Raw genomic sequence first — 25,456 nt, forward strand, 5'->3', positions numbered from 1 at the left:
ATATCAGCATTATCTGGATAGCCCTTTATCTTAGAAAGGCACTAGCGTGCCACTCCCATGAAGAGCCTAACCCATCGGGGCTTTTTAATTTCAAGGCGCTGCACAAAAGATGAGTAACAACCCCTCCCTGGTGCAATGTCCAGTCGCGCATCCATGCGCGCCGCTCTGGTCGCTGCGAACGTCCGCAGGACATTCGGTCAACCTCCGCCCCCATGTGAGAGTATGACTCGACACGAAGTCGAGCGCTCGCACCGGCTACGGGGCTCCCAATTAAAAGAAAGGCCCACTCGATTGAGTGGGCCTTTTTTGTTTCTGCAAAACACCCGACTTCCTGGAAAGTGCGACGCTCTTATCTGGGACCTCTGCTAAAAGGCATAACAAATATCGTTATCTAGTAAGGCAAATAATCATAGTAATGACAGCCAGCATAAGAGAGAATGCTGTTTTATGGAGAGTTTGTGGCGGCAAGGTTGTCTGCATAGCAACATCAAGAGCGACGCTAAGAAGTATTAAGGTAATATGAAATTCAAAACACTATTCAATGTGGTCCAGTCAAAAATAGCGTCATTGCGTTATCCATACTTCAGAGCAAGATCAAAAGTTAATTTTCAAAAGCCCAGAATCAAACTCGTTGCTATTGCGAAGAATGAGTCTGCTTATCTTCCAGAGTGGATATATCATCATTTGTATTTTGGTTTTGATCAAATAGAGATTCATTTCAATGGGTGTACGGACAGTACCCTATTATTGTCTGAAGAATTAAACGAACCTCGCGTTAGCTTTTTTAATGCAGACCCGATTTTTGCAAAGTCGCAAATAAGTCCGCAAATGGATATATATCGTCCTGAGTTTGCTAAATCCCGCAGTCAGGGCTTTGATCATGTTATGTTTCTTGATATTGATGAATTTTGGATTCCGTTAGATCTAAGTTCATCAATAAAGGACTTTATTAAAAAATCCCCTTATTTTGACTCAATGTCTTTCCAATGGGCAAACAAGGTTGATGAATCAGTTTCCTTTTCGAGAGCGATATGCCCAAGTATACAGGTTGAGCCTGCTCGACAATTAAAATCCATTCATAAAACTTTTATAACACCTGGCTTAATGAATCCTCACAATGTCATTGATAATTCTCTTATCAGAGTTTTTTCAGATGGTAAGCCATTCACCCCATCAAATGAACATCATTCAATGGCCCCAACGGCAACTCTGCCAGAAAGGGCATTCATACTGCATAGAAAATACCGGAGCCAGATGGAATACATCGCGTTGTTAGGACGTGGTCGTCCAATTGGCCCAGAGAAAGCAATATCAGAGTTTAAGAACAACCGGGAAGGCTATTATATTAAGAATAATAGTGTCGAAGTCGCATTCGAAAATGATAGTTTTCATGCCTACAACCGCTATATGTCAGAATGTCTTGCTAAGTTAGATCAAACTAAAGTACGTGAGTTGTCAAAACAATCGGTGATTGATCGTTATCACGACGTCGTAAATGCCATCAGAATGGCACCAAAAGAAGAGTTGCCGACGCTAACAAAAATTCTAAAAAATGTCGATATTGAAGAAGTTCGGCAGGCATTTGAAGAATTCAAACAGCGTATCTCATAGCATTCAACGGCCAGTATCAAAACAACCCAATCTGCTGACTCGCCATCGAATCAAAGCTTTCGCCAATAGTGGGTAATATACTATCGGCGATGGGGCGGATTTGTTTCTCTATATAATGGTCATAGTCCAGTGGATGGGTTTGGTATTGAGTCACCTGCGGGCCTGCGGTTGTCATAACGTAATGGATAACCGTTCGCTTTTGATACTGAAGTGGCTTACCGGATCGGCGATTGTTTTCGTCGCCCTGGATCGCTGCTTTCACGTGAGGCGGTACTGACTTTGTGTATTCCGATAATGGCTTTCTTAGCTGACGGGTATAAACCAGTTGTTCATCACATTTAGCGTCTCGGATCGCATTAACGGTACTGCTGATGTAGTCGGCAACGGTTTCTCCGGCGAAAATCAATCTGTACAGTTTTTCCTGAAATGTTTTAGCCAGTTGCGTCCAGTCTGAGCGTACGTTTTCCAGTCCTTTGAAAATGAGCTGTTCTCTGCCATTTTTATGAGTAACACCGGCATAGCGTTTCTTACTACCGGCCTCAGAGCCTCGGATTGTTGGCATAAAAAACGTGCTAAAGTGCGTTTCGAATTCAATTTCCAGCGCGCACTGTAAACGGTGTTCTTCCTCAATTTTGTTCCGCCATCGCAAATTAATGTCGTCCTGCAAACGCTTGCCGATGGCATTGGCTTCTTCTTCATTCTGACATTGAGCCAAATGCACAAACGTCGAGTCTGTATCGCCGTAAATTACGTCGTAGCCGTATTCCTGAATCCACTTCGCAGTGGTTTGCATGATTTCATGGCCGCGCAAAGTGATAGAACTGGCAAGGCGAGGATCATAAAATGGACATCCACCACTGCCTAACACGCCATAAAATGAGTTCATTAAAATTTTGATAGCCTGAGAACGCGCCGCGTCTTTTTGGCGCTTGGCTTCATCCCGTTGGCGCCACAAACTACTGATAATGTCTGGCAGGAAGTGTTTTTCCCTGTGAAACATTGCACCTTTAAAGCCGGTTATCGCGTTATCCGGATGTTTTAGTCCTTCTACCAATCCCAATGGATCGATTTTGAAAGTACGGATAATAGACGGGTACAGACTTTTAAAATCCAGCACTAACACATGTCTGTACAGGCCAGGTTTCGAGTTCATTACATAACCGCCGGGACTTGCCAAGCCTCCATGTAGTGGGCGGTTTGGCGACACATAACCCGCGCGATGCAGCTTAGGTAAATATAAGTTAACAAACGACGCTACGGAACCACCAGGACGACCGATGCGCATGCCGGTTAATTCACTTCGAAGAATAAGAAAGTCGATAAGATTCACTTTGTCGGCAATTTCCAGTACTAACTGGCAATCTTCAAAGTTGTATTCAGCAAGGCTGGCTTTGTCTTCCCGAAACAGGCGCTTAATGGTGCCGAGTTTATCGGGATCATCTATGAGCTTTTGTTTGCCCAGAAGTTGCGTGGCAACATTGTCGAGGGAATAACTGTCGAACTGATAGGTCATGGTTTTCAGCCCTTCAATTCCATCTACAATCACTCTGCCAGGAATGTCCACATAAGCCCGGTTGTCCTCGAAGGTGCGCAAATCCAGGGCGGTATTTTCCCGTCCTACTGTGAGTAACACGCCACAGCGTTGAGCCGCTGCTTGCAGTACCGGAAAGTCGAATTGTTTTACATTCCAACCCAGAAAAATATCGGGATCTTCATGCTGCACAGTTTGAATAAAGGTGTTCAATAAATCTGTTTCATGTGCGCACCAAACATACTCAAAACGGCCTTTATTTCCTTGAGTTGGCAGAGTGTGTGGCTGAGAGAACTGTTCGCAAACTGGCTCGCCAACCGGATTGCCAATCATTAGCACCCGATTGCATTTATCAGACGCCAGTCCAATGGAAAATAGGTTTCCGCGCTCGTCGCATTCAATATCTATAGACATGACGTGAAGCGGGCAGCGATACTGCGCAGGGATTATTTTTACGTCTTCAACCACATGACTGTGTGAGGTGGTATATCCACGATAGTTTACGCCCAGCGTAACGAATCGTTCCATCAGGTAGCGATCCGGTGTTTTAATATCCGCTTCGTAAAGCGTTATTCCTTTCTCTGCCGCCAACTTACGCAATTGCTGTAACTGTCTGCTTTGACTGAGTTTTACGCTGGCTACCTGTTCATGGCCAAATGTGTTAAGGGCTATAGAAGATATGTTCACTGATACGCCAAGTGACGCGGCTATTGCTGCCAGCGCGCCACTGTCTTTTTGCGTCACAAAGCACACTGATGATTCAATCGGGCTGAGTAATTTTATCGGTCCGTTTTCGGTTGCCAACCATAACTCAATAAGCTCATGTTTACCCTGGAACAGGGTACGGGCAGTCAGGATGACGCCTTGTCCTGTTGTTACCTGACGAGTCATTCGGCAGTCTTCCGGTCGCGAAGTTTGGTGTAAAGGTATACGGGAAAGTTAGCGATAATCATTAGCGAAATAAATAGTCTCGGTGGCTGCTGACCAGGGTCTCAATGCTATACTGCTTGCACGACAGTGTAACACGGTACACCAATGATAACGCTAACTTCACATCCAACACCGGCATCCGGCGAGTGGACTCTACTGAGTGAGGACCTTTGGTGGTTGCGCATGCCACTGCCGTTCGAACTCGATCACATCAACCTTTATGTGTTGGAAGACACGAATGGAATCGTTGTGGTGGATACCGGACTAAGCAGTCGCCGGAGTAAAGCAATTTGGCAGGCCTGTTTTGAGCAATTCAATAAACCATTATTAGCTGTGGTTGTTACACACATGCACCCGGATCATTGCGGCCTGGTCGGGTGGTTATGTCGTGAGTTTGATGTGCCTTTATATATGAGTGCGCTGGAATATTTTGCCGCTCGCAGTATTTTTGGTCCTAACCCTGGCGCTGATCTCACTACCGATAAGCGCTATTTTCAGCGAGCGGGCGTTGAGCAATCCATTATTGATCAGCATGTTAAACCCCGGGAGTCGTATACCGAAGGTGTGGAGCCATTGCCTCTTGCTTTCCGACGATTAAAACACGGTGAAACGTTGCAGGTCGCGGGCAAATCCTGGCTGATCATGACGTTTGCTGGTCATTCGCCAGAGCATGTGTGTTTGTATAACTGCGAACAAAAGCTGCTTATTGGTGGTGATCAAATTCTGCCCCAGATCTCTCCTAACATTGGTGTATACAGTCAGGAACCAGAGGCGAATCCATTGGCTGATTATTTTACGAGCCTTTCCGCTCTGGCTGAAATGCCCGCTGATACCTTGGTTTTGCCCTCACATAATGTGCCTTATATTGGCTTACCTCACAGAGCAGTTGAACTTCGCCAGCACCATCAGGCTCAACTGGACGCGCTGGAAACCTTTTGTGAAACGCCGCGTAGCTTAGTGGAATGCTTGCCTGTTATGTACAAACGCCCGTTAACCGGGCGACATATGTTTTTTGCGGTGGCTGAGTGTCTTTCACATCTTAACTACCTGATGTATGCCTCCCGCTTAGTGCGAACTGAATCAAACGCTGGCGTATATCTGTATCAGCGCTGTGAGTGAGATTGCTCAGGTTCAGGGCATGTTGATGCGGCCGTTTAACGACTAGCAATCAACCGATTAGCAGACTTCGCTTGCTCCAATAATAGCCTGTCATTCAGCGATTTTGCGTTTTCCCAGTTCAGGGTTGCCCAGGTAAGTGCCTGTTCTGGCTGTTCTGCCAGGTGCAGGTAATACAAGGCCACCTCTGCCGCATGGGTCGTATCATTGTGCAGCTCCCGCAACTGAACGCGCTGCGCCATTTTTTTAATCCACTTATCAGTGGTGCCCACCTGTTGTTCAGCCAATGCCAAATAAAGCAACATACTGTCGTTAGGTACAGCGATGTTTTCAATATAAGGGGATAGACGGGTAAGAATGTCCTGGCCTTCACCCAGTGCTATTTTTGCTTTAGACCAGCTAGCCCAGGTACTTACAGGCCAATTTTTAAAATCGGTTTCCTCGCAATGCGTGATAGCTTGGGACGGTTGTTCAGCATACAGTGCCATATCAGCCAGCACCTCATTGAGCCAGGTTTGAACATTGATAGGAGCGCGAGCACTAAAGCGAGTCAGGTTAACCAGTTGCTTGTAGTGTTCTGTCGATGGGGATTGTTGCATGCGAGCTTCCAGCAGGCAGGTCGTCGCCACAATCAGATCGGTTTGCCCAACTAATCGCTCGCAAAGTTGAACGGCTTTTTCAGCGTTACCCTGATTCAAAGCGACGTTGGCAAGCAGTAATCTTGCCTGACTGTTCAGTGGGTTCATTTCGAGTAGTAAATTTAGCTGTACCTGCGCCTCAGCAAACCGATGTTCGTGTTGCAGTAGTCTGGCATAGAACATTCTCTGTTTTGCTGATAGTTCTGTTTCTGCGGCGATATGTTCCAAATAGTCTAATACCGGCGTTAGCTGTCTGGCATCGAAGTCTGGGCGTGTGCTGTTATCCAGCAATTGATCAATTTGCCGGGGGCTGTAAATGGTCTGTGCGGCGTTGTTAGTGTCGTCATGTTCATGAACATGAGCGAACGCAGTACCGATGGCCAAAATAAAAACCGCAATAATGGTTATACATAAGGCAGTAAAGCTGCCTAGCAGTGAAAATGGAATAGCAAGATTGTTCTTCATAAATCCACCTGATAGAGGCCATCCCTGGCCCGTTGGTTAGTCTTGTATCAGATCATCAAAGTTGCCAGGGTTATTGGCATCCTCAACATAGGCCCGACCATTCACGCTTACCGGTTCGTCTGTTGAGTTCAGCGAAAATATGTTTCTAACTGAGTCGTTAAACGATACTTCCAGCGCTTCAACGGTAATATCCACAAACCCGGTAACTGCAAATGCGGTGCCGTCAGAAACGCTGTAACTAAAGCTGTCACTGCCGGTGTATTCAGCTTGCGGTGTATAGGTAAATGCACCGGTAGCAGATAGCGAAAGTTCGCCGTACATTGGGTTGCTGACCAACTGATAGGTTAGCGAGTCGCCATCGGGGTCGGTTGCATTAAGCTGATCGTTAATAGTCACTTCAGCTTGAGTGGTTAATGCAAGCATACCTGCAACAGGTGCCCGGTTAGTGTCTTTGGCTACGTTGTCATTGTCTGATGAGCCTGAACATCCGGTCAGCGCTATGGCGACAGCCAGCAAAGCATACTGATATCTACGCATAGTTATCTCCTTTATTCTGAGCCTGGCAGTGGTGTAGCCAGATACGGGAAGCTGCTGTCCATCATTGAGGCATCCAACGGGGCGCCATCTGTGAAGGGGACGTTACCAACATTGGCATCTTCAGGGGCACACAACCCCAAATCGGTATCAACGCCGTTAACCGGAATGGGGTAACACAAGCGCCCCATTACAACCCGAAGTGCAATATCAACAACATCATCACCCGGACGACGTCCATTCGGGAATCCAGCCAGATCATCGCCAGCCACACCAGCCCATGACTGTGCTTCTGCAGGGGTTGCCGGAATAGCGGTATTTAAACGCAGCATTTCCGATGGCGTGACGGTGGCCAGTTGGTTTACGCCCGGGAAGCCGGTCAGGAAAGCTGTTACCAAGTCCATTCTGGGAATATTGGTGGGCGCCAGTGTATCCAGATTTGCGCCCAGCGTAGTATTCACCGCATCCTTGAATAAGATATTAAGCAGCTCTGGCAGAGCGGGGTGCGTAACATAGTCGGCAAACTGACCATCATCTTTCGGGTGCGCTGTCGAGAACAGATCTTTGTCGCCAATGCCAATAACTAACTCATTAACCAGTGGGTTGCCTAAACGAGAAACCTGAGTCAGTGGTCCTTGCTGTACATCCGGCTTACTGAATGTAGCGTTGGGATTCAGAATGCGCGCCTGCGGTAAGCTGGCAGTGGTCCAGGTACCTATAGTGCCGTTACCGTCACCGGTGATACAACTGGCGTGAATCTCAAGGGCAATGCTGGTTACATTTTTGTCTGCGAGGTCATCATTGCTGGTATCTTGCGTAATGCCACCTGGAAAGCCGCCAGCATCATTGGCGCCCGGTGCACTGTCGCCTTCAACGGGCACGTAGTTAACCAGGTCGAAGGTTTTTCCAAGGTTTACAACGAAGGGATCCTTGCGTTGGCCTACGAATACTTTTGCTGGCATTTCACAGCCAGGAACTGCAACACTGTACACAAATTTGTTTGCGTATCGCGCATACTCCTGTGCTGAACTAAAGGTTTTGTTGCCAATATAATCCAGCGGCTTGGCAAAGCCCATGCTGCCTTCTGCGCTCAGCATCGTTTGAGTGCCGGTGCGCATTGCACCTTCAATCATGGTGAAGTTGTAGGACTCTGAGAAGTTTGTCGCACTCATGTCATCGGCGCTAATCGCACCCACATTCTTAAGCGGTACCTTCACTGTTCGCTGATTATCGGCAGGGCCAATATTCAGTGCAATACCTTCGTTATTGGCAGCCAGGTTAGATGTAAATTGCCAGGTAAAGGTAATGTCTTCCACGGCATCCCCATCGTTATCAATGTGGATGGCGTAAACCGCGGCAGGATCCATTGCAAAATAGTTAGGACCGCCGTAGGCGTCCTGCAGCGGAATGTAGTTTGCGATGAGCGTAACAAACCCCTCACGGCCATCTTCATAACTGTTAAAGGCATAAAAGTCAGTGCTGTCCAGGGCAGGCGAACGCGCAATGTTCGGCGCCTCACGGTGACTGGATGCGTTAGCAAGCGATGTTATCGCCAGACTGCTTAGTAGTATTGGCAAGCTTATTTTATTCATATCAATTCCCCATGTGGGTGAGTGTTGTCGTGAGTTCCATGAAGAAGTTAACAGCTGTGTATAGGTGAAAGTACGTAGTCAACTTCTCTTATTAAACCGTACGACTGAGGGATGCGAAGTGGATGCAGCAATGTTGCTAAATTATAAAAATATTTTTATGGGGGCGATTTTTCGGGGAAATACGCGGGCTTCCGGCTTTGAAAGCCCGCTTGAAATTACACTTTGGTAAGTGGTGAGATATAGAGTACTTCGGTAGGCGAACCGTTGGGCGAACCACCAAGTGGCTCAAGACTAACCGCCAGCGCGGATACTCCGGCTAACACTAATTGAGGCGGTCTGATTAACTGAATGTCACCGTTTTTGGGTAGCAAATCGAGTGATATCGGTGCGGTACCGTCACTGGGTACCATCCATAATTCGTAGTCCTTATTCACCTGAGGCAGCAAATTACTGGTTGCCCGGGTGAAAATGTGTGTATCCGACAGTTCAATTAACCATAAAGGCTGGTGAGCCTGATCGGTGACTACTGCCACACTGGTTATCTCTTGCTCTACAACAGGCTTGGTAAATGGTAACAGTAAAACAAGCAGTAACACTGCCGCGGTGCTCAGACCCGCTAATACCTGCCAGAATTTGCCCGATGGCTTTTCTTTTATAAGTGGTACAACATTATCGGGTTTGTCTATCCATCCCAATTTTTGCTGAATGTTGGTCCACACGGCCGGTGGCGGTGTAACCGGTTTCAGGCCCTCACCCATGCTGTTAAGGTGCTGTTCCCATAACCAGGTTGTTTCCCTGATAGTTTGGTTTTCCATCATGAGTGTTTCGTAACGTTGCCGGGCTTTACCTTTCAGGGTGCCCAGAACATATTCGGCCGCTAATGCATTGCACAGTGTGTCTTTTGCGTAGTTCATAATGACAGGCACCTCTGTAAGCTTACCAGGCCTCTGCGGATCCAGCTTTTAATGGTGCCCAGGGGTGATGATAAATGTTCAACGACTTCCAGGTGTGATAATCCGTTAAAGTAAGCCAGGTGAATGGCTTGCCGCTGTTGAGTATCCAGTTCGTCAAGGCAGCCCTCAAGCTTTGGGTGTGAGAGCTTCGCCTCCAGTTCAAACCGGTTGTCGTCATCTGAAACCATCGTGTCCGGCTCAGTATCATCTGTTTTGCGTATGCGTTGATATCGGAGCATGTCGAGCGCACGGTATCTGGCGATACTGATTATCCAGGTCAGTACGGTTCCTCGGGCCATCTGATAGCTTGCTGCGTTATGCCAGACTTTTATAAATGCGTCCTGTGTTGCCTCTTCGGCGAGTTCTCTGTGCCTGAGTAATTTGAGGACCACGGCAAATACCTGTGGACTGGCCGCTTTGTAAAGTTCAGCAAAGTCTTCTCTGCGCCCTTGTGCTGTTCCGCATAGCAGCGGAAAAAGTGTTTCTTGCTCCATAACAGCCTCTTGTTGTGCTTGCGTAAGCGTTCTTAATAATCATCAATAGCGTTGTTTGTAGATCGAATTCCACACATACTGTGCATAAAAATCAGACGTGCTACAGGGTTATAACGATTCAGGATGTTTACTGGATGCAGGATCGGAAGAAATAAGATCTGCCTGCTGTTCAGATAACGCAGGCAATAAAATTTCGATAACCGTTCCTTTGCCGGGTTTGCTATTCGCCACCATTTTACCTTTGTGATTTTCCACCACGGTATAGGCAACCGATAAACCCAGCCCTTGCCCTTGTCCTTCCGGGCGAGTAGTGAAAAAAGGTTCAAAGATTCGGCCTAGGTGTTTTTCGTTAATACCACAACCGGTGTCCAGAATTTTAATGTGCAGCATTTGACCGCGTTGTACAAAAGACAGCATGACCAGCCCTTTATCACTAATCGACTGAGCGGCATTCATCAGCACATTGGTAAGCGCTTGTTTAAGGCTGGATGATTCGCAGTACCATTTTAAGTTTGCGGGCTCACATTGCACCTTGTAGGTGGGGGCTTTGTATTGTACGCCAATCAGCTGTACTAACTGTTTGGCCGTTTCGTCCAGATTTAACAATCCCCAACCCGTTTGTGTGTCTTCGGCAAATGAACGCAACGTCGATACAATTTCCCTCACCCGTTTCAGGCCATCTTTCGATTCGTCAATGAGGGGCGCAATATCGTCGCTTACCAGGTCTACGTGATTGGTTTGCAGTATTTTGTCAAACGCACGCTTTAACTCGCCGTCGGAGTGGGCATCAATTAATTGGCGGCTGGTTTCACAGGCGTGTAACAGGTGCTTAATGTATTGCTCAAGCGTATTCATGTTGGCTGTGATGAATCCCATGGGATTATTAATTTCATGGGCGATACCGGCAGCCAATTGTCCGGTAGAAGCCATTTTCTCTGCCTGGATCAGTTGCGCTTGTGCGCGATCCAGTTTGCGGATCAGTTTGCGCTGAGCCTCGTGTTCCGCTTTGAGCTCCTCGGCTAATTGCGCCTGTGCTTTAAAGTAGCTGGCCTGCGCGGTGACATCCTGAATTAAAATACAGGCGCATAGCTTGTCTGTGTCGGGGTCTTTATGCGGCACAATCTCCATATTTTGCACCATTTGCGTTTCTTCACCGGTAATAGGACGGCTGCTTTTGAAGGGGAAAATATGCGGTCGTTGCTCCCAATAACTAAAACTGGGGTGTTTTAATACGAAAACCGACTTGATTCGTCGTTTGAGGAACTTAATTTGCTCGGGAAACACGTCGTCTAAGGTTCTGCCCAGCGCATTGTCGCGAATGTCAGGGGGCATGCGATCTAAAAAAAACGCGTTCAGATAAGTGATAGTGTAATTTTCGTCAACTAAACAAATCCCAATGGGGAGTTTGTTAAGCAAAGGGTTGTCCATGACCCGCTAGCCCAAAAGCTCGTCGATGGTGGAAGTGAGCGTATTTAAAGAGGCGTCGTCCAGGCAAAAAACTACCCGCATGGTGAAAGACGAAATCTGAATATCGAATTTTACTTCCATCACCAGGCTGTGTTGCCAGCCAAGTTGTTTAAAATCGTGTTTTTCCGGGTGAAACAGGGTGGGCATTTGCAAATTGGTGGAGAGTTCCAATTGCTCCGACAGGCCCGACAAACAGGCGCCTGCCAGAATGTTACAAAGTTCCAGAATGGTTTCTTCAATGTCGCTTTCAGACAAGGGTTGCTCGTATTCCATTAATTCGGCCACTTCGGCAAGTCCCGACTGCGACAGAATAGACATTACCTCGCCGTGAATATTACCCATAAATGACTGACGGGTGTAATAGGCTTCCTGATTGTGCCTTACCATATCAAACAGTTGTTCCGGGGTGACGGCAGTTATGTTGGGAATCGATATGCCAATTTTGGTTTCGATTAAGTGGGCAAGGCTATTGGCAGCCTGGCCCATGGAAATGTTCATAAGCTCTTGCAGGGCATCCCGTTGGTCTTCGTTAAAAGCAATTGCATCGTTCATAGATAACCTAACTCAAAAAGCGTCATGGCCAGCTCTTCTTTGTCGAGTGGCTTGCGAAGAAACTTCTTGGCACCCAACGACATTACAATGCGCTGTTTTTCAGGCTGAAAATCGGCGCTGATCACAATGACGCTGGGCGTCTGTGGCTGACTGGACAGGAACTCCAACACGCCAACGCCATCAATTTCCGGCATGGTTAAATCGAGTAGCAACAACTGAAATGGCTGTGCAGACAGCAGGTCTATAGCCTCTTTGCCGTTTGAGGCTTCCTCTATGTTAACGTCCAATTCTGGCGGAAGCGCGCGTATTACGCTTCGCCGTGATAGCTTTGAATCATCTGCTACCAGTACCGATAAACTCATGCAGCACTCCGGGGCCTATTCGTTAACCTAAGTATTTGTCATTTTCATAATCCTGCAAGTGATCTTGGTGTAATTATGAAAATTTACTGCTTACAAGTAATTTGTCAGACATCGGGCTCAATGTATTGCGACAAATGTGACTATTGGCTATTTTATGGTAATCCTGCACATGTTATGTATGAGCCTGTATACCTGAGTATCAGGCGAAATAAGAGGCGATTCAAAGTACGAAAAAGCGGAGTACCCCGGGATTATCCGCCCCGGGGTAAGTTTAGACTACTGATGACGTTGTATAAATTCTACGAGTTTTTCGCCATTGAGTATTTTGAAGTTTTGCGGCGCGGCCGGCATGACATTTCGCCCGTCCTGCACAACCAGCATGCCCATGGGGTAGTCGTCTCCTAAAGCGTGTGAAGTCACCGCTAGACCGTCTGTTTCCGATACGCCATCTATGCCAGCCACATGGTTAATTGCTATACCAAAAGTGCCGAGCAGGCGATGATTATCGTCCAGTGCGTAAACCGCAAATCGGCTGTTGCCCTGACTGGACACGATCAGGTAACGCTGATTGTTAAACCGATAGATGTCCATTCCTTCGATATCAGCGTGTACTTGCGCGTTGGTACCTGCAATTAACTCCGGTGATGCGCCGACAGTTGTCAGGTGGCGCATCCAGATGCCCGTTGATTCCTCGCCATAGTAAAGAGTGCTGGTGGCATCGTCTATCACGCAGCCCTCTGGCTGGCTGGGCAGGGTAAATTCGCTAACAAGCTGCGCGCTTACATGGGAGTTTTCTATTGTTAGTGCATAGTGTTCAAATCGACCGTCCGTATCGTTAACCACAACCTGCAATCTGTTGTTAATGACACCCGTACACAAACCATACACGTCCGACAATCTGGTGGGCAGATTGTCCAGCAAGGCTACCGAACCTTGTTGATTAATCGAGAAAACAGACAGCGACTGCGATGAGCGATTACTTGCTACCGCTATATCAACTCTGCCGTGGCCGCTGGCAATACCTTGTCGCACATCCACATTATTTACCCGGCCAACCGGTAAGGTTTGCTGCAAAGTACCATCAAGGCTATATACGTTCAGACCAAATTTTTTGTCGGTACCCAGGATGAGGCTGTCTGCCGGCGCTTGAGTATTTATCCAGAACGCCGGATCATCGGCGGCATCGCCATAACGGTTCACCGGCGTGGTTTGGGCATCTGCGGTTAACAAGTCGGTGCGAGAAACCACTTCACGTGTTACGGGAGCCCCCGATAAATCTAACGAAAACAGGGTGTTACTTGCCTCATCGTAGATGCCTGCGATTAGACCCTGCTCCGTAGAGGCAACACGGATACTCTTGAGTTCCCACTGTGCTTCAACCGGCCATGCGGTGTTATTATCGCTTCGTTGGTGAATAACCGGCTCACTGGTTGCCACCGCGAAATACCGCCCGTCGGGCAGTGCCGAAACAGATTCAATTTCTGGCGTGTTAGGGAAGTAATCCAGTATTCGTCCATTTTCGCCTTCAGAATCGGCTTCATACTGCCAAATACCTACTTCTTCTTCGGCCAGATAGAGCGTTGCTGTGTCGTCTGCAACACTACACGAGGAAATGTTGGGCCCAATCATCAGGGTGCGAACATCTGCTATCTGCCAATTCGAGGGAGATAACTGCAATAGCGAGTGAGTCAGCAATCCGCGGGCATCAGTGCTAAACAAAAAGTAATGCTCGCCTAATTGTTGCAGGCAAACCGTTTCGCGATCAGCAATGTCTGACGGCACCTGCAATTGTGAGGTGAATTGGCCGGTGTGGGTATCCAGAGTCAGCAGGTGCAAAGCTGTGGTGTTATTGTCCAGGGCTGCGATTAACAGGGTGTCGTTGTTAAGCCAGCGCCAGTCAGCCTGGCTAATATGACCTTGCCATTGGTATTGCGATTGAAAGTCTGGTGTCAGCCAGATTAGGCCGCTTTGTTCGCTGGTTACCAGCCACCCCTCGAGTGCATTATTAGCAACCGGTAACAGGCTTTCACCTTTCACTGGTACCGCGTTAAATATAATTGGATTGGCCTGCTCTGTCAGAGCGGGTGTGTCGGCGGTGACTGTGCAGCCGGTGAGCAGCAACCCCAAGGTGAGATTGAATAGAGCTAATTTCATTGGGTAATTCCCTTATGCGGCTGTAACGAGTAGTGGTAAATCACCTTGCCGTGATCATCAATAAACTGAATGAGTGTTTCCAGGGCATTAATACTGACTGCCGCAAAACCGGCGCTTGACGCGGCGAAGCGGGTAAATTCATGCTGGCCGGTGGGACGAACTTCTGACCCCGCGCCTGAAACGAAATGGGCCATGTGTTTACCCATCGGTTGATTGTGCTGTAAGTCGTGTTCGTGTCCAGCAAAGTAAGCGTCCACTTGGTATTGTTCCAACAGGGGTTCCAGCACTGAGCGTATGGCGTCATTTTTACCGTATCGTTTACCGCTTGAGTACAATGGGTGATGCGCAATAACAAAGGTCCAGGTGGCGTCCTTGTGTTCCTCCAGTTGCTGGTGCAACCAGGTTAACTGGGCGGTGGCGTCCTGTTCTTGTGTTTCGGCGTATTTGGTATCGTGCTGATAGTCTGGATTCAGCGGGCTGGTATCCAGAAAAAGTAGGTGAACGGTGGCACCGTCTTTCAGCGTTTTCATCATGCTGTAGTACTGTGCAGGCATATTCCAACGGCGGCTTTTGGCACTGTATTCAATTTGTGCCTGCCAGTTTCCGCGGTAGTCATGGTTGCCAAGCACGACATACCAGTCTTTAAATAAATGCGGGCCGTGATAGATCTGCTCAAAGGAGGTTTGCCAGAAGGGATCGTCTATCGAGGCAATGCCGTTGTCGTAAAAGTTGTCGCCGGTTGAGACTATCATGTCGGCGTCAAACTGGTAGGCAGCGATGTCCATCCAGCGGGCAACGTCACGCTGGGCAAAATGGCCATTGCGTCCCCAATCGCCCACTACAAGCCAATTCCAGCTTTTGTCTGCTACTTGTTGATGTGCGGTGGCAATAGTGTGTTGCTGATAATACGCTTCGTTATAGACATCTGTTGCCAGGGAGGCTGCGGAAAATGCTAAACATGCTACGCCCCATAAAACCTGTATTTTCATTTTTTACCTTAGGTGTTGCTGTGTTGCTGTCCGGCCGGGCCGGAGCCCGTAAGCCGGACAGTTAAAACGGAATGTGGGCGCACGTTTTATTGAGTACGCCCACACTGTGCTGTGGCTTATAACTGCCAGTTAAAGCCCAGTTCAAAGGTGCGGCCATATTCTTCAAACTGCGCGTTTTGATTGCGCTGATCAAAATAGTGGTAGTACGGTTCGTTATTTATGTTGATGGCATTGAAATACACAGTGACATCTTCGTTTACGAAGTACTTGCCGGTAAAATCGAACTGTTGGTGAGCGTCTTCCATGCGGATCATGTCACCATCGATCTCTTCCAGGTTTTTGCTCTTGTAAGCCATAGTTAATCGCAGGCTGAAATTGTTGGCCTCGTATCCCACGGTCAGGTTACCCACGGTGTCAGACTGGTTGGGCAAACTGGTTTTATAGCGCTCGCCGTCCAGTAATGTCGTCGCATCCGAGTCAGAGAAGGTGCCGTTAGCCGACAACAATAATCCATTGTCGAACGCTTTCACCCAGGACAGCTCCAGGCCCAGTAGGTCTGCACTTTCGCCATTAAGTGGCTGAATCACTTCATCAAAGCCTTCCCAGCCACTGGTGCCTGCAACATCGGCGTAGATTACGAAATTGTCGATCTGCTTATAGAATAAGCCCGCAGACAACACGCCGATGTCGCCTGGGTAGTATTCTACCGACAAGTCGTAGTTGGTGGCTTCATAGGGCAACAGGGAGGGATTGCCAACTTCCGCTTCGCGTTCGGTAACAAATTCACCGTCGTCTTCTTCCGTTTTACTTTCAATAATCTGATAAGCCGCTGATTCTTCAAAGCGCGGACGAGAAATGGTTTGAGTAAACGCGGCACGCAGGATCAACTGCTCTGAAACAGTGTATTTGGCGTTTATACTGGGCAGAAAGTAATCGTAAGAACGCTCAGCCTGCCAGGGGGTATTTACCACTTCTTCTACGTCGTTTTGTTCGTCTTCAACCAGTTCAACGCGCATACCAGCGGTATCAAAATCCGTGCTTTCGTAACGTACACCCGCCACAATATGCCATTGCTCAATGTCGAAGGTACCCATGAAATACGCCGCGAAGATATCTTCGTTGGTGTTATACGATGCTCCTTTAGACTCAAGTTCTGAGTCCAGTTCAGCCAATTCCAGCGCGCTGCGGTGTTGATTAAAGTAATTGCGCAGTGTTGAGCGATTCAGGCCCGGGCCGAAGTTGCCCAGTCCCCAATCGGGCGCACTGGCGGCAAACTGAGTTGGGTCTACGCCGTCAAAATCGCCGTCGTAAATGTAAATATTGCTGTCGACCTTTTTACTGCGCTGACGCAGCTTGAAGCCCGCTTTCAGTTCGCTCAGGTAAGGATCATTGGCGAATGAACGTGTGATGTTTGCCTGAATACTGTGCTCGGTGTCCTGAGTGTAGTTGTCTTCAAAACTGATTTCGTCCAGCTCGTAGGTGCTGAGATCATTCACATCTGCATTGTATGACAGAGAGGGAATCTGGCGCATCAGGTCGCCATCCACGCTGCTGTTTTCTGTTACCAGCGTAAAATACAGCGCATTAGGCTCATCTTCGTCAGATTTCGCATAGCCTGCCTGGTAGTCAAACAACCACTCGCCGCGGCTGTGTTCACCGCCAAGCGCAGCGGTAAAAATAGATTGTGATTCATAGCGGTCTTTTGAATCGCGCTCAACTTCTGAGTCTTCGCCGTCGAGCACAAAGGTATTGCGCTGGCGGTATTCAGTGTCTGAGAATTCACTGAACAGGGTGCGCAGGTAATACTGGTTGTTAAAATCGGGGCGATAGTCCAGGTTTAACGCTGCGCCCAAGCGCTCACGGGTTATGGTGTACTGGCGTTGCTCGATTTCATCGTCGGCATTGGATTCAATATTGTCTGATCCAAAGTCGCGTTCAAAGTAACTCAGTGCAGCGGCTACACCAAAAGTGTCATCCCACAGGTTAGTGTAGGTTGCCGAGGCTTTGGGGCTCAGTTCGTCGCGCAACTGGTTTTGGCTCACTTGTGCGCTTAGGGTGGCCGTTTGACCTTTGCGGTCGAACGCACTGACACTTTTTACTTCAATGGCACCACCGATGGCATCGGCGTCCATATCCGCAGTAACCGATTTAGACACTTCCAGGGTTTGAATCAGCTCTGATGGGATAACGTCCAGTGCAACAGACCGCACACCGGCTTCGGGAGAAGGAATGTTCAAGCCGTTAATCGTTACGTTATTCAGGTTAGGATCGATACCGCGTATGCCTACAAACCGGCCTTCGCCCTGATCCCGCTCAATGGATAAGCCCGGCAGGCGCTGCAACGATTCCGCCGCGTTTTGGTCAGGGAACTGACCAATTGCATCCGCCGATACAATCGACTTGATGTTGTCGGCCATACGTTGTTGGTTAATTGCACTGGCTTGTCCACTGCGTTGCCCGCGTACCATCACTTCTTCGAGTGCGTCGTCTTTGGCTTCCAGTGTGATCACCGGGGTCATGTTTTCCCCTGCAACAAGTGACACAGCCTGAGTAACGGGCTTGGTGCCTAAGTAAGTCACTACCAGTGTGTAATTACCTTCCGGCAGGTTGGAGAACCGAAAGGTACCGTCCCGGCGGGAATACGTTACTTTTTCAAGCTCTTTTATTTCGATTTTTGCGCCAGCAAAAACACGGTCCTGCTGAACGTTGGTGAGCTGACCGATAAGGCCAGCGTTATCCGCGGCAACCGAAGCTGTGGCAGCAAAGAGTGTTCCCACTGCAACTGCGATCTGTGAAATTCTCATAGTCATGTGCGTTCTCATTGATGAAGTGTTAAACACCAACCTCATGCATGGGTTGGTATGTATGAATGTGTGCTGCGGCTAAGGTAGAAATCAAAAATGACAGTTCTGTGAAACACGCTGAGATGTTTTGGCGATAACAGCTAAAAATCCTATCAATTTGGCTGAATTCCAAAAACAATGAGCCAAAATGACCCCCTTCTAAATTATTGATTATTAAAAGCTACTCGAATTTTTAACCGTTGTTGAGCCCCTCGATATCACAGTAATGTCATATTTGTGAGCCAGAATGACCCCTGTGATTTGTGCAATAGCATTTACGCTGTGGTACGTGTTTTATCGTTACTGCAGAAAGTAGGAACTACCGAATGAACTTCAGTTTATTGTTTCGACACCAGGGGCTGCTTGCCTTTGAACTGGTGATATTAACCCTGGCTGTTGCCCTGTGTTCACTGCATGGCGAACTTAAGCCTATCAGCAACGTTGAATGGCTGGATGTGGTGGGCGAGGGAAGTGTGTGCTTGCTAACCTTATGTTGGATCCTGGCTGTGATGATGAGCAGACCCCCGGGGCAAGTTACGTCATTATTGGCAATCGGGCTGTCTTTGTTCAGCTTTTCCGCACTGTTAGACGTGATCGATGAGTTTATGCATTACAGTAATGCGGCAACCTGGTTAAGCCTGGTGGAATCTATTCCGGCAGCCGTGGGCATGATCGTGATGAGTTATGCGTTGTATCTCTGGCATCAGGAGCAACTGGCGCTAAACAAGCAGTTACAGCGCAGAGAACTTTGGTATCGCAGCCACGAGCAAATTGATGTAATCACGCAATTGTACCGTGCGGATTACTGGCGTGACAGGGCAACCGCTTTACAGGAGCAGGGCATTGACGCTTCTGTAGTCGTATTAGACATCAATGATTTTTCTGAGTTTAACCTGCGTTATGGTCATCAGGAAGGTGATCGCTTTTTGCGTGAAATTTCCCAGCTTATCGTGATGAATTTACGTGCTGTGGATCTGGCCTGTCGTTACGCTGGCGACCGATTTGTGATCCTGTTACCGGATACCGGATTAACTGAAGCCCGCGAATTGGCTAGCCAACTAGAGCGAAGCATTCGCAACGTCGCGTTCAAAAGTGGCGGGCAAACAACCGCAATTTTCCATTCGGTTCGTAGTGCCTGCGCGCGGTTAAAGCACCAGGGTACCCTGTCTGAGTTGATGTCAGGATTAAACCGGCAATTAGACGAAACGTCTCAGCAGGTGGCGTAAGCAAGTGCGCAAAATGGTTTGCTTGTCAGAAGTGAAAATATGATGCATCGCTTGTGCTCAGGTTCAGGGTTTGCACCGCTGCTTACGCTTAGCGACAAGGTGTTGCCAGGGCGTCAGATTGCGGCTAGCTTAGTCTCTGTCGCCGTCGCCCGTGGGGCACCGGAGCATAAGTTATTGCGCGGTACAGGTATCTTCGCCGACGATCTGGTGAGTAACAACGCTTTGAGTTGCGGGCAAATTCAAAAACTTGCCGCTAACGCACAGCAATACGCAAAAGGCTTTGATGTTTCGTTTCGTTTTGGGCAGCAGCTGGTAACAGGGCATATGCATGATGCGCTGCCGTATTTCCTGCATGCCCGACATTTTGGACAATGCATCAGAGCCTTGCCAGTCTTGCAAACCCTTGTTAGTCCGTTTGTGTCGGCGCAACGCTATCAGGATGATGTGAACGAGTATTATCTGCTCCAGGATGCCATGGGCAGCGATAAGCAATTTGTTTTTATGGTTGAAGCTTATTGTGCAGCGCTGGTGGCGCTGGCTAAACTGTGTACCGGGAAGCGCCTGCCGTTCCATTTTGACTTTCCATTCGGACGACCCCGTCATATTCAGGAGTACGAAGCGCATCTTGGTTTCAGACTTAAATTTAACCAGCCGATGTTTTCGATCAGAATAGAAAAATCCGCGTTGCGTGTACCCTGTTTACAGGCCAGTTCGATGCTCAATGCTTATGCTCGTCATCGCCTTTTGCGGCAACGCATTTACCGAATGGGGTTACTCGATAACGTCAGGTCATTGCTTAACGCAAATGCTGCACTTACGCTACCCGAGGCTGCGAGCCAATTGGCATTGAGTCCATCTTCGCTGAAGCGAAAATTGGCCGAACATCACACCAGTTTTACTGAACTGCACGACAGTATTCGCCGGCAACAGGCTATCTTCTATTTACAAGTACAAAAGCTGAATAACGAGCAAAGTGCACTGAAAATGGCCTTTACCGACATTACGAACTTCAGGCGTGCGGTAAAACGCTGGACAGGCTTGACACCCAGTGAATTGCGGCAAGTCTGACATGGAGCTTTTGTGCTAAATGACATGAATGTGCAATAAAAAAGGCCGCGTGATGCGGCCTTTGACTTCCTGTCGTCTTGTACTGTCCAAGGGACTCGTTCGAATGCCGTTAGGCTTTCATTAATTTGTACATTTCATCCAGTGCTTTTGGCATTGCTGCGGCGTATTTCTTAACATCTTCGATACGGCCGGTACTGACGCGTGACCATTGTTGATAAGTACGGTACTGACCGCGAATCAATACGTCCTGCTGCTCCATGGCTTTGCGGAACGCATTGGCATCACCGTCGTCACCCAGGTTTACAAATACGAAGTTGGTGGTAGAAGGCAGCGCAGTCAGGCCATTGGCTTTTACGGCCGACATAATGATCTCACGGCCTTCTTTTACCTTGTCGCGGGAGAAGGTTTTAAAGGCTTCATCATTGTAGCTGGCAATGGCTGCGGCTAAGCCAGCCTGGTTGATTGAGTATCCACCCAGACCATACTTGTTGATAAACTCCATGTTTTCTTCGCTGCCCAGCATGTAGCCAACACGCATACCAGCCAACCCGTAGATTTTAGAGAAGGTGCGGGCAACAATGATGTTGTGACCTTCGTTGATCAACGGGATCATGGAGTGTTTAGGACCATCTTCGATTAGTTCGTTGTAGGCCTCATCAACCAGTACCAGCGTTTTCTTGGATGCCTTGATACAGAAATCGCGAAGCTTCACCGGATCCAGAATTTTGCCGGTTGGGTTATTTGGGTTACACACGTGTACCATGGCGATCTCAGGCGTGATCGCGTTATAAAGTGCATCAAGATCAATATCCAGCGCTGCGGTATTAGGCACGCGAACGATCTCCGGCCCACCCTGACGGATTGGCGCCATTGACGTGGTATCCCAGAATAAATCCGGACCCAGGATCTTGCCTTTGCTGGTGGCTGCGAAAGCGGCGAAAGCCAGAATTAAGCTGGATCCCGCGGTAATTGACACGTTTTCTGGTTTCAAACCATTTGATTCTGCCAGCATGTCACGCAGGTACATCGCAGCGCGATACGCATAATAAGCGCCGCCGTCTTTACTGGCCTCAGCAATGGCTTTCAATGCCAGATCGCTTGGGCCGTAAGGGTTTTCGTTGGCGTTAAGTTTAGCAACGCCAGGCGTTGGTCCATACATAATGTTAGGCGCCTGCATGGTTTTCGCCGATGCCAGACCGGCGGGGGTAATAATACCTGCCGCGCCTGCCGCTGAGGCAGCTAATGAACCGCCCAGAAATAGTCTTCTTGATGGGTTATATGTCATGTGTTGTTCCTCTAAATTGAGTGTGGCCGGTTATAATGCTTTACTAAACATGGCAATGGACACTATTACCAGATAAACGCCAAACAAGCGCTTTAGCATTTTTTCGCTGAAACTATGCGCCATCGAAGCTCCAATCGGCGCAGTCATAATTGATCCCACGCTAATGGCCACCAGTGCAGGTAAATTAATGTACCCAACAGTGCCCAATGGCATGGTTTCGGGACTGGCGTTCTTCATGAATAAAAATCCAATTGCGCCAGGCAGGCCGATGAGCACACCAACACCTGCTGCGGTAGCAACAGCCTGTTGAATTGTGCGTCGGCACATGACCATAGTAATCACCGTAGGGGTGCCCCCACCGATCCCCAGCAAGGCTGAAAATCCACCAATTACAAAGGCCAGAATGGCTTTCCCAGGACCGGTAGGCATAGAGAAAGACATACCCGGACGAACCACATAATCCGGGAATAAAAAGTAAATCGAATACAGCAATACACCTGCTGCAAATACGATAGTTAATCCACCACTGCTGGTGTGGTTGGCAATGACCACACCGCTCAGCACGCCAAGTACAATCCAAATAAACCAGGACTTGAGCATCTCAAAATCCACTGCACCACGTTTCTTGTGTGCAAGGACTGAACGAGCACTGGAAATCACAATGGAGGCCAGGGAGGTCCCGATTGCAACTTTCACTAACTCATCAGAGGCTGGGGTGAAAAAAGGAAAAACTGCGAGAAGGGCAGGTACGACGACAAAACCTCCGCCATTGCCAAAAAGGCCGGATGTAATGCCTGCGACTGCGCCCGCAACGCACAAAGTGAGGACGAACCAGACGAGTTCAATCTCCATAACAACAGTGCTCCACTTGTTAAATAAAAATTCGATTTTTTGTAATATTTATAAAGTAGAAAGTATAATTTTTTGGGCGGTTTGTCGCGTGGATCGCGATGAGTTACCCGATACAGACGACCAGCCTTTCGGCTGGTCGTAATCGGGTTAGATCATCATTATGAAGCGCATCTTAGAACGTTGCGTTCAGCTTCATGTAGTAGTATCCACCTTGCCAGTCAACGATAGAGTCTGAGCGGTAGATTCGACCACAGCAGGTTTCACCCATCGCATCAGTACCTGGATCAGGGTAGTTGTCGAACAGGTTACGTGCACCCAAAGACACAGACAGTGTTTCGTTAATGAAGTAAGTACCTTCTAAGTCAAACATGTACTCTGGATCCCATTCCTGGATTACTGCAAGAGAGCTGCTTGCTGCGTTTTCATAACCACCGTAGTAGCTCACGCGACCAGTAACAGAGAAGTCATCCATTGTGTGTTTAACCGAGAAAACGCCACGTGTTTCTGGTGTACCGTTTTCGAAGTCGAAACGGTCTTCTGCGTTAAACAGATCACCCGGGTCGCCGTCGAACTCGTTAGTGCCGTAGTTGAATGACGCCGTGATCATGGTGTCACCGTACTCAGATTCCATGCTGTAGGTAGCAACGATGTCCACACCTTCGGTTACGGTATCGAATGCGTTCTGGAAGAAGAACACACCACCGATAGTGTTTGCACCTACTACACCAGCCTCTTCAAGTGCCAGGTAGTTGTCGTATGCGCTTCCTGAGGTTGGATCAGTTGATACATCCAGAGTTGAAATCGCGTTAACACGGTCTTCCAGCAGAATGTGGTAGTAGTCAATGGTCAGGGTCAGGCTGTCATACTCAGCTGTCATACCAAACGTAAAGTTGGTAGAGGTTTCAGGCTTGAGGATGTCTGCACCAAGCGCCTGTGCAACAACGCTGTTGGCCGGGAACAAACCAGTAGCAACCGGGAATCCGTTTGGTAAGCGGGTAGATACGTTTGTGGTACCTTGCTGACCCGGAGTTGGAGCGCGGAAACCTGTGCCGTAAGAAGAGCGCAATGCGATTTCTTCGGTTAACTGGTAAATACCTGCAATTTTGTAAACCACTTCTGAACCAAAGTCAGAGTAATCTTCGTAACGGATCGCCGCCTGTGCAAACAAAGATTCAGTTAAATCACCAGAAATATCAGCATAAACCGCATAAGAGTCACGCTCGTAAGTACCGATGAATTCGTCTGAATAGCCAGGGAAACCGTTAGAGCCTACACCAACCGCGGTATATACCGGGTCACTTGAGTCGCTACAATCCAGACCATTAGCAATAGCGGTTGCAACCTGGGCGTCGGTAGCTAAACCAAAACCGTTGTCTACGCGTGAACACAGACCGTATGGATCAGGGATTGAGTGTGGGCCTACTGCATAAGAAGCTTCGTCACCCTGAGAAATCTCGTAAGACTCTTCCATGTAGCTGGCACCAAATGCCAGCACATATTCTGCCAGGTCATAGGTGAAATCAGCCTGGAATTGCAATTCGTCGTTGCTCAGATCTCCGGGGTGGAATTTAGTTGGCGACGCACTACCCATTGACGGGTTGATGGTGTTAGCCAGCGTGTAGGAAATTTCGTTGTAGCCGTAACGACCACTTACGTCATAACCCAATGAACCTGCTGTTCCCTTGATACCGGCGGCAAAAGAGTAGTCTGTAATGTCACCGAAGAAGCGAGGGGTAAAGCCGCCTGGGAATTTTTCCAGTGGCGAGTAAATCGTACCGTCAATTTCACGCAGATCTTCAATCGTGCCATTGCCTGGATAACGATAGAAGAATGAACCGTCGCCTTCGCTTTCTGAATAGTTAGCAAAGCTATAAAGCTCCATTTCACCAGACAGCGCATAACCTGCGTTCAGGAATACCTTAGCACCGCTGTAGTTCGGCTGACCCCACGGTTGTACTTCACCGTCGGTACCGTGCACGCTGCGGCCTTGTTCTTCCGCTGCCGCGATGTATTCCGGAGACTGGTCATCTACACAGAACCAGCTTTCACAGTACTGTTCGTTGCGGTAAGTGGCTTCTGAATCGGTGATTTCTGCCGAAATACTCAGGAAGCCGTCATCACCCAGCGAGAAACCTTTGTTACCGCTGATGGTGTATTGCTGGCCGTCGCCTTCATAGTACTGGCCGGCATCCAGCGACAGTGAACCGCCTTCGGCGTTGTTCTTGAGCTGGAAGTTGATTACCCCGGCAATCGCATCTGAACCGTATTGAGCGGCAGCGCCGTCACGCAGTACTTCAACACTGCCAAGCGCGGCAGCAGGAATCGTTGCTAGGTCAGGACCCTGTGTACCAGAGCCACCGATTTGAACCAATGCCGCACGGTGGCGACGTTTGCCGTTTACCAGTACCAGTGTTTTGTCGGTTGGCAGGCCACGCAGTGACGCCGGACGAATAAAGGTACCACCATCAGAAATCGGCTGACGGCTGAGTGTGTAAGAGGGAACCAGCGTCATCATGATGTCGTTCATATCTGATGAAGCTACACCGTTAATGTCGTCGGCAGTCAAAACGTCTACCGGAACAGGTGAGCTGGTTACCGAGCGGGGAGCACCACGAGCACCCACAACCGCGATTTTTTCAACGTTCTCTTCAGCTGCTTCTTCTGCTAATGCAGAGGTTGCCACTGTCATCGAAAGTGAGTAGCCGGCAAGACCTGCCAGTACTGCTGCATGTAATTTATTGAGTTTCATCATGTGTTCCCTAAATTGCCATATTGCTATGATCTTTTAAGGTGC

Annotated in this window: 19 protein-coding genes; 4 read left to right on the forward strand and 15 right to left on the reverse strand. The window is 48.5% G+C overall.

Going from position 1 to position 25,456, the window contains the following annotated elements; translation table 11 throughout:
* Window positions 1-519: 519 nt before the first annotated feature.
* A complete protein-coding gene (locus ACLR2L_RS04975) occupies window positions 520-1,611 on the forward strand; it encodes a glycosyltransferase family 2 protein (RefSeq protein WP_413366223.1) in 1,092 nt (363 codons plus the stop codon).
* Window positions 1,612-1,627: 16 nt separating this feature from the next.
* Here ACLR2L_RS04975 and ACLR2L_RS04980 read toward each other — a convergent pair whose 3' ends face one another.
* Window positions 1,628-4,033, reverse strand: coding sequence for a DNA polymerase II (locus ACLR2L_RS04980; protein ID WP_413366225.1), 2,406 nt, complete (start codon window positions 4,031-4,033; stop codon window positions 1,628-1,630).
* A gap of 144 nt (window positions 4,034-4,177) precedes the next feature.
* On the opposite strand from ACLR2L_RS04980, the gene ACLR2L_RS04985 reads away from it, so the two are divergent.
* The gene (locus ACLR2L_RS04985; RefSeq protein WP_413366227.1) at window positions 4,178-5,191 is read left to right on the forward strand and encodes an MBL fold metallo-hydrolase; all 1,014 of its coding nucleotides are present in this window, start codon (window positions 4,178-4,180) and stop codon (window positions 5,189-5,191) included.
* 35 nt (window positions 5,192-5,226) lie between these two features.
* On the opposite strand, the gene ACLR2L_RS04990 is transcribed toward ACLR2L_RS04985, so the two are convergent.
* From ACLR2L_RS04990 to ACLR2L_RS05040, 11 genes are all read right to left on the reverse strand, one after another.
* On the reverse strand, window positions 5,227-6,291 hold the full coding sequence (locus ACLR2L_RS04990; RefSeq protein ID WP_413366228.1) for a tetratricopeptide repeat protein: 1,065 nt from the start codon (window positions 6,289-6,291) through the stop codon (window positions 5,227-5,229).
* 36 nt (window positions 6,292-6,327) lie between these two features.
* On the reverse strand, window positions 6,328-6,828 hold the full coding sequence (locus tag ACLR2L_RS04995) for an Ig-like domain-containing protein (protein ID WP_413366230.1): 501 nt from the start codon (window positions 6,826-6,828) through the stop codon (window positions 6,328-6,330).
* Window positions 6,829-6,839: 11 nt separating this feature from the next.
* Entirely contained in the window at window positions 6,840-8,417 is a 1,578-nt protein-coding gene (locus ACLR2L_RS05000) for a DUF4331 domain-containing protein (protein WP_413366232.1), read from the reverse strand.
* A 215-nt stretch (window positions 8,418-8,632) separates the two neighbouring features.
* A complete protein-coding gene (locus ACLR2L_RS05005; RefSeq protein WP_413366234.1) occupies window positions 8,633-9,331 on the reverse strand; it encodes an anti-sigma factor domain-containing protein in 699 nt (232 codons plus the stop codon).
* On the reverse strand, window positions 9,328-9,864 hold the full coding sequence (locus tag ACLR2L_RS05010) for a sigma-70 family RNA polymerase sigma factor (protein WP_413366236.1): 537 nt from the start codon (window positions 9,862-9,864) through the stop codon (window positions 9,328-9,330). The genes ACLR2L_RS05005 and ACLR2L_RS05010 overlap by 4 nt, the downstream gene beginning before the upstream one ends.
* 108 nt (window positions 9,865-9,972) lie before the next feature.
* Entirely contained in the window at window positions 9,973-11,280 is a 1,308-nt protein-coding gene (locus ACLR2L_RS05015; protein ID WP_413366238.1) for an ATP-binding protein, read from the reverse strand.
* A gap of 18 nt (window positions 11,281-11,298) precedes the next feature.
* A complete protein-coding gene (locus ACLR2L_RS05020) occupies window positions 11,299-11,883 on the reverse strand; it encodes a chemotaxis protein CheX (protein ID WP_413366240.1) in 585 nt (194 codons plus the stop codon).
* A complete protein-coding gene (locus ACLR2L_RS05025) occupies window positions 11,880-12,245 on the reverse strand; it encodes a response regulator (protein WP_140961435.1) in 366 nt (121 codons plus the stop codon). Before ACLR2L_RS05025 ends, ACLR2L_RS05020 begins: the two co-directional genes overlap by 4 nt.
* A gap of 276 nt (window positions 12,246-12,521) precedes the next feature.
* Entirely contained in the window at window positions 12,522-14,399 is a 1,878-nt protein-coding gene (locus ACLR2L_RS05030; RefSeq protein ID WP_413366242.1) for a phytase, read from the reverse strand.
* Window positions 14,396-15,388, reverse strand: coding sequence for a metallophosphoesterase (locus tag ACLR2L_RS05035; RefSeq protein ID WP_413366244.1), 993 nt, complete (start codon window positions 15,386-15,388; stop codon window positions 14,396-14,398). Before ACLR2L_RS05035 ends, ACLR2L_RS05030 begins: the two co-directional genes overlap by 4 nt.
* Window positions 15,389-15,504: 116 nt before the next feature.
* A complete protein-coding gene (locus ACLR2L_RS05040) occupies window positions 15,505-18,198 on the reverse strand; it encodes a TonB-dependent receptor (protein WP_413366246.1) in 2,694 nt (897 codons plus the stop codon).
* A gap of 359 nt (window positions 18,199-18,557) precedes the next feature.
* Between ACLR2L_RS05040 and ACLR2L_RS05045 the strand changes: the two genes are divergently transcribed.
* Both ACLR2L_RS05045 and ACLR2L_RS05050 read left to right on the forward strand, forming a co-directional pair.
* The gene (locus ACLR2L_RS05045; RefSeq protein WP_413366248.1) at window positions 18,558-19,457 is read left to right on the forward strand and encodes a GGDEF domain-containing protein; all 900 of its coding nucleotides are present in this window, start codon (window positions 18,558-18,560) and stop codon (window positions 19,455-19,457) included.
* A gap of 39 nt (window positions 19,458-19,496) precedes the next feature.
* On the forward strand, window positions 19,497-20,525 hold the full coding sequence (locus ACLR2L_RS05050; RefSeq protein WP_413366250.1) for a helix-turn-helix domain-containing protein: 1,029 nt from the start codon (window positions 19,497-19,499) through the stop codon (window positions 20,523-20,525).
* Between the two features lie 109 nt (window positions 20,526-20,634).
* On the opposite strand, the gene ACLR2L_RS05055 is transcribed toward ACLR2L_RS05050, so the two are convergent.
* The 3 genes from ACLR2L_RS05055 to ACLR2L_RS05065 all read right to left on the reverse strand — a co-directional run bounded on the left by ACLR2L_RS05055 (window position 20,635) and on the right by ACLR2L_RS05065 (window position 25,411).
* Window positions 20,635-21,810, reverse strand: coding sequence for a pyridoxal phosphate-dependent aminotransferase (locus ACLR2L_RS05055; protein WP_413366252.1), 1,176 nt, complete (start codon window positions 21,808-21,810; stop codon window positions 20,635-20,637).
* Between the two features lie 30 nt (window positions 21,811-21,840).
* The gene (locus ACLR2L_RS05060) at window positions 21,841-22,662 is read right to left on the reverse strand and encodes a sulfite exporter TauE/SafE family protein (RefSeq protein ID WP_140961449.1); all 822 of its coding nucleotides are present in this window, start codon (window positions 22,660-22,662) and stop codon (window positions 21,841-21,843) included.
* A 172-nt stretch (window positions 22,663-22,834) separates the two neighbouring features.
* Complete coding sequence (locus ACLR2L_RS05065) at window positions 22,835-25,411, reverse strand: TonB-dependent receptor plug domain-containing protein (protein WP_413366287.1); 2,577 nt, start codon at window positions 25,409-25,411, stop codon at window positions 22,835-22,837.
* Between the last annotated feature and the right edge of the window lie 45 nt (window positions 25,412-25,456).

Origin of the sequence: Alteromonas sp. AMM-1, from assembly GCF_047290655.1 — a bacterium.
In the GTDB taxonomy this organism is placed as follows: Bacteria; Pseudomonadota; Gammaproteobacteria; order Enterobacterales; family Alteromonadaceae; genus Alteromonas; species Alteromonas mangrovi.

Excerpts from the sequence above, each read along its gene's own strand:
- ACLR2L_RS05000 (WP_413366232.1), bottom strand. The coding sequence starts at position 8,417 with ATGAATAAAATAAGCTTGCCAATACTACTAAGCAGTCTGGCGATAACA.
- ACLR2L_RS05040 (WP_413366246.1), bottom strand. The coding sequence starts at position 18,198 with ATGACTATGAGAATTTCACAGATCGCAGTTGCAGTGGGAACACTCTTT.
- ACLR2L_RS05065 (WP_413366287.1), bottom strand. The coding sequence starts at position 25,411 with ATGAAACTCAATAAATTACATGCAGCAGTACTGGCAGGTCTTGCCGGC.
- ACLR2L_RS05010 (WP_413366236.1), bottom strand. The coding sequence starts at position 9,864 with ATGGAGCAAGAAACACTTTTTCCGCTGCTATGCGGAACAGCACAAGGG.
- ACLR2L_RS05045 (WP_413366248.1), top strand. The coding sequence starts at position 18,558 with ATGAACTTCAGTTTATTGTTTCGACACCAGGGGCTGCTTGCCTTTGAA.
- ACLR2L_RS05060 (WP_140961449.1), bottom strand. The coding sequence starts at position 22,662 with ATGGAGATTGAACTCGTCTGGTTCGTCCTCACTTTGTGCGTTGCGGGC.
- ACLR2L_RS05035 (WP_413366244.1), bottom strand. The coding sequence starts at position 15,388 with ATGAAAATACAGGTTTTATGGGGCGTAGCATGTTTAGCATTTTCCGCA.
- ACLR2L_RS05055 (WP_413366252.1), bottom strand. The coding sequence starts at position 21,810 with ATGACATATAACCCATCAAGAAGACTATTTCTGGGCGGTTCATTAGCT.
- ACLR2L_RS04990 (WP_413366228.1), bottom strand. The coding sequence starts at position 6,291 with ATGAAGAACAATCTTGCTATTCCATTTTCACTGCTAGGCAGCTTTACT.
- ACLR2L_RS04985 (WP_413366227.1), top strand. The coding sequence starts at position 4,178 with ATGATAACGCTAACTTCACATCCAACACCGGCATCCGGCGAGTGGACT.
- ACLR2L_RS05020 (WP_413366240.1), bottom strand. The coding sequence starts at position 11,883 with ATGAACGATGCAATTGCTTTTAACGAAGACCAACGGGATGCCCTGCAA.
- ACLR2L_RS05005 (WP_413366234.1), bottom strand. The coding sequence starts at position 9,331 with ATGAACTACGCAAAAGACACACTGTGCAATGCATTAGCGGCCGAATAT.
- ACLR2L_RS04975 (WP_413366223.1), top strand. The coding sequence starts at position 520 with ATGAAATTCAAAACACTATTCAATGTGGTCCAGTCAAAAATAGCGTCA.
- ACLR2L_RS05025 (WP_140961435.1), bottom strand. The coding sequence starts at position 12,245 with ATGAGTTTATCGGTACTGGTAGCAGATGATTCAAAGCTATCACGGCGA.
- ACLR2L_RS05050 (WP_413366250.1), top strand. The coding sequence starts at position 19,497 with ATGATGCATCGCTTGTGCTCAGGTTCAGGGTTTGCACCGCTGCTTACG.
- ACLR2L_RS04995 (WP_413366230.1), bottom strand. The coding sequence starts at position 6,828 with ATGCGTAGATATCAGTATGCTTTGCTGGCTGTCGCCATAGCGCTGACC.
- ACLR2L_RS04980 (WP_413366225.1), bottom strand. The coding sequence starts at position 4,033 with ATGACTCGTCAGGTAACAACAGGACAAGGCGTCATCCTGACTGCCCGT.
- ACLR2L_RS05030 (WP_413366242.1), bottom strand. The coding sequence starts at position 14,399 with ATGAAATTAGCTCTATTCAATCTCACCTTGGGGTTGCTGCTCACCGGC.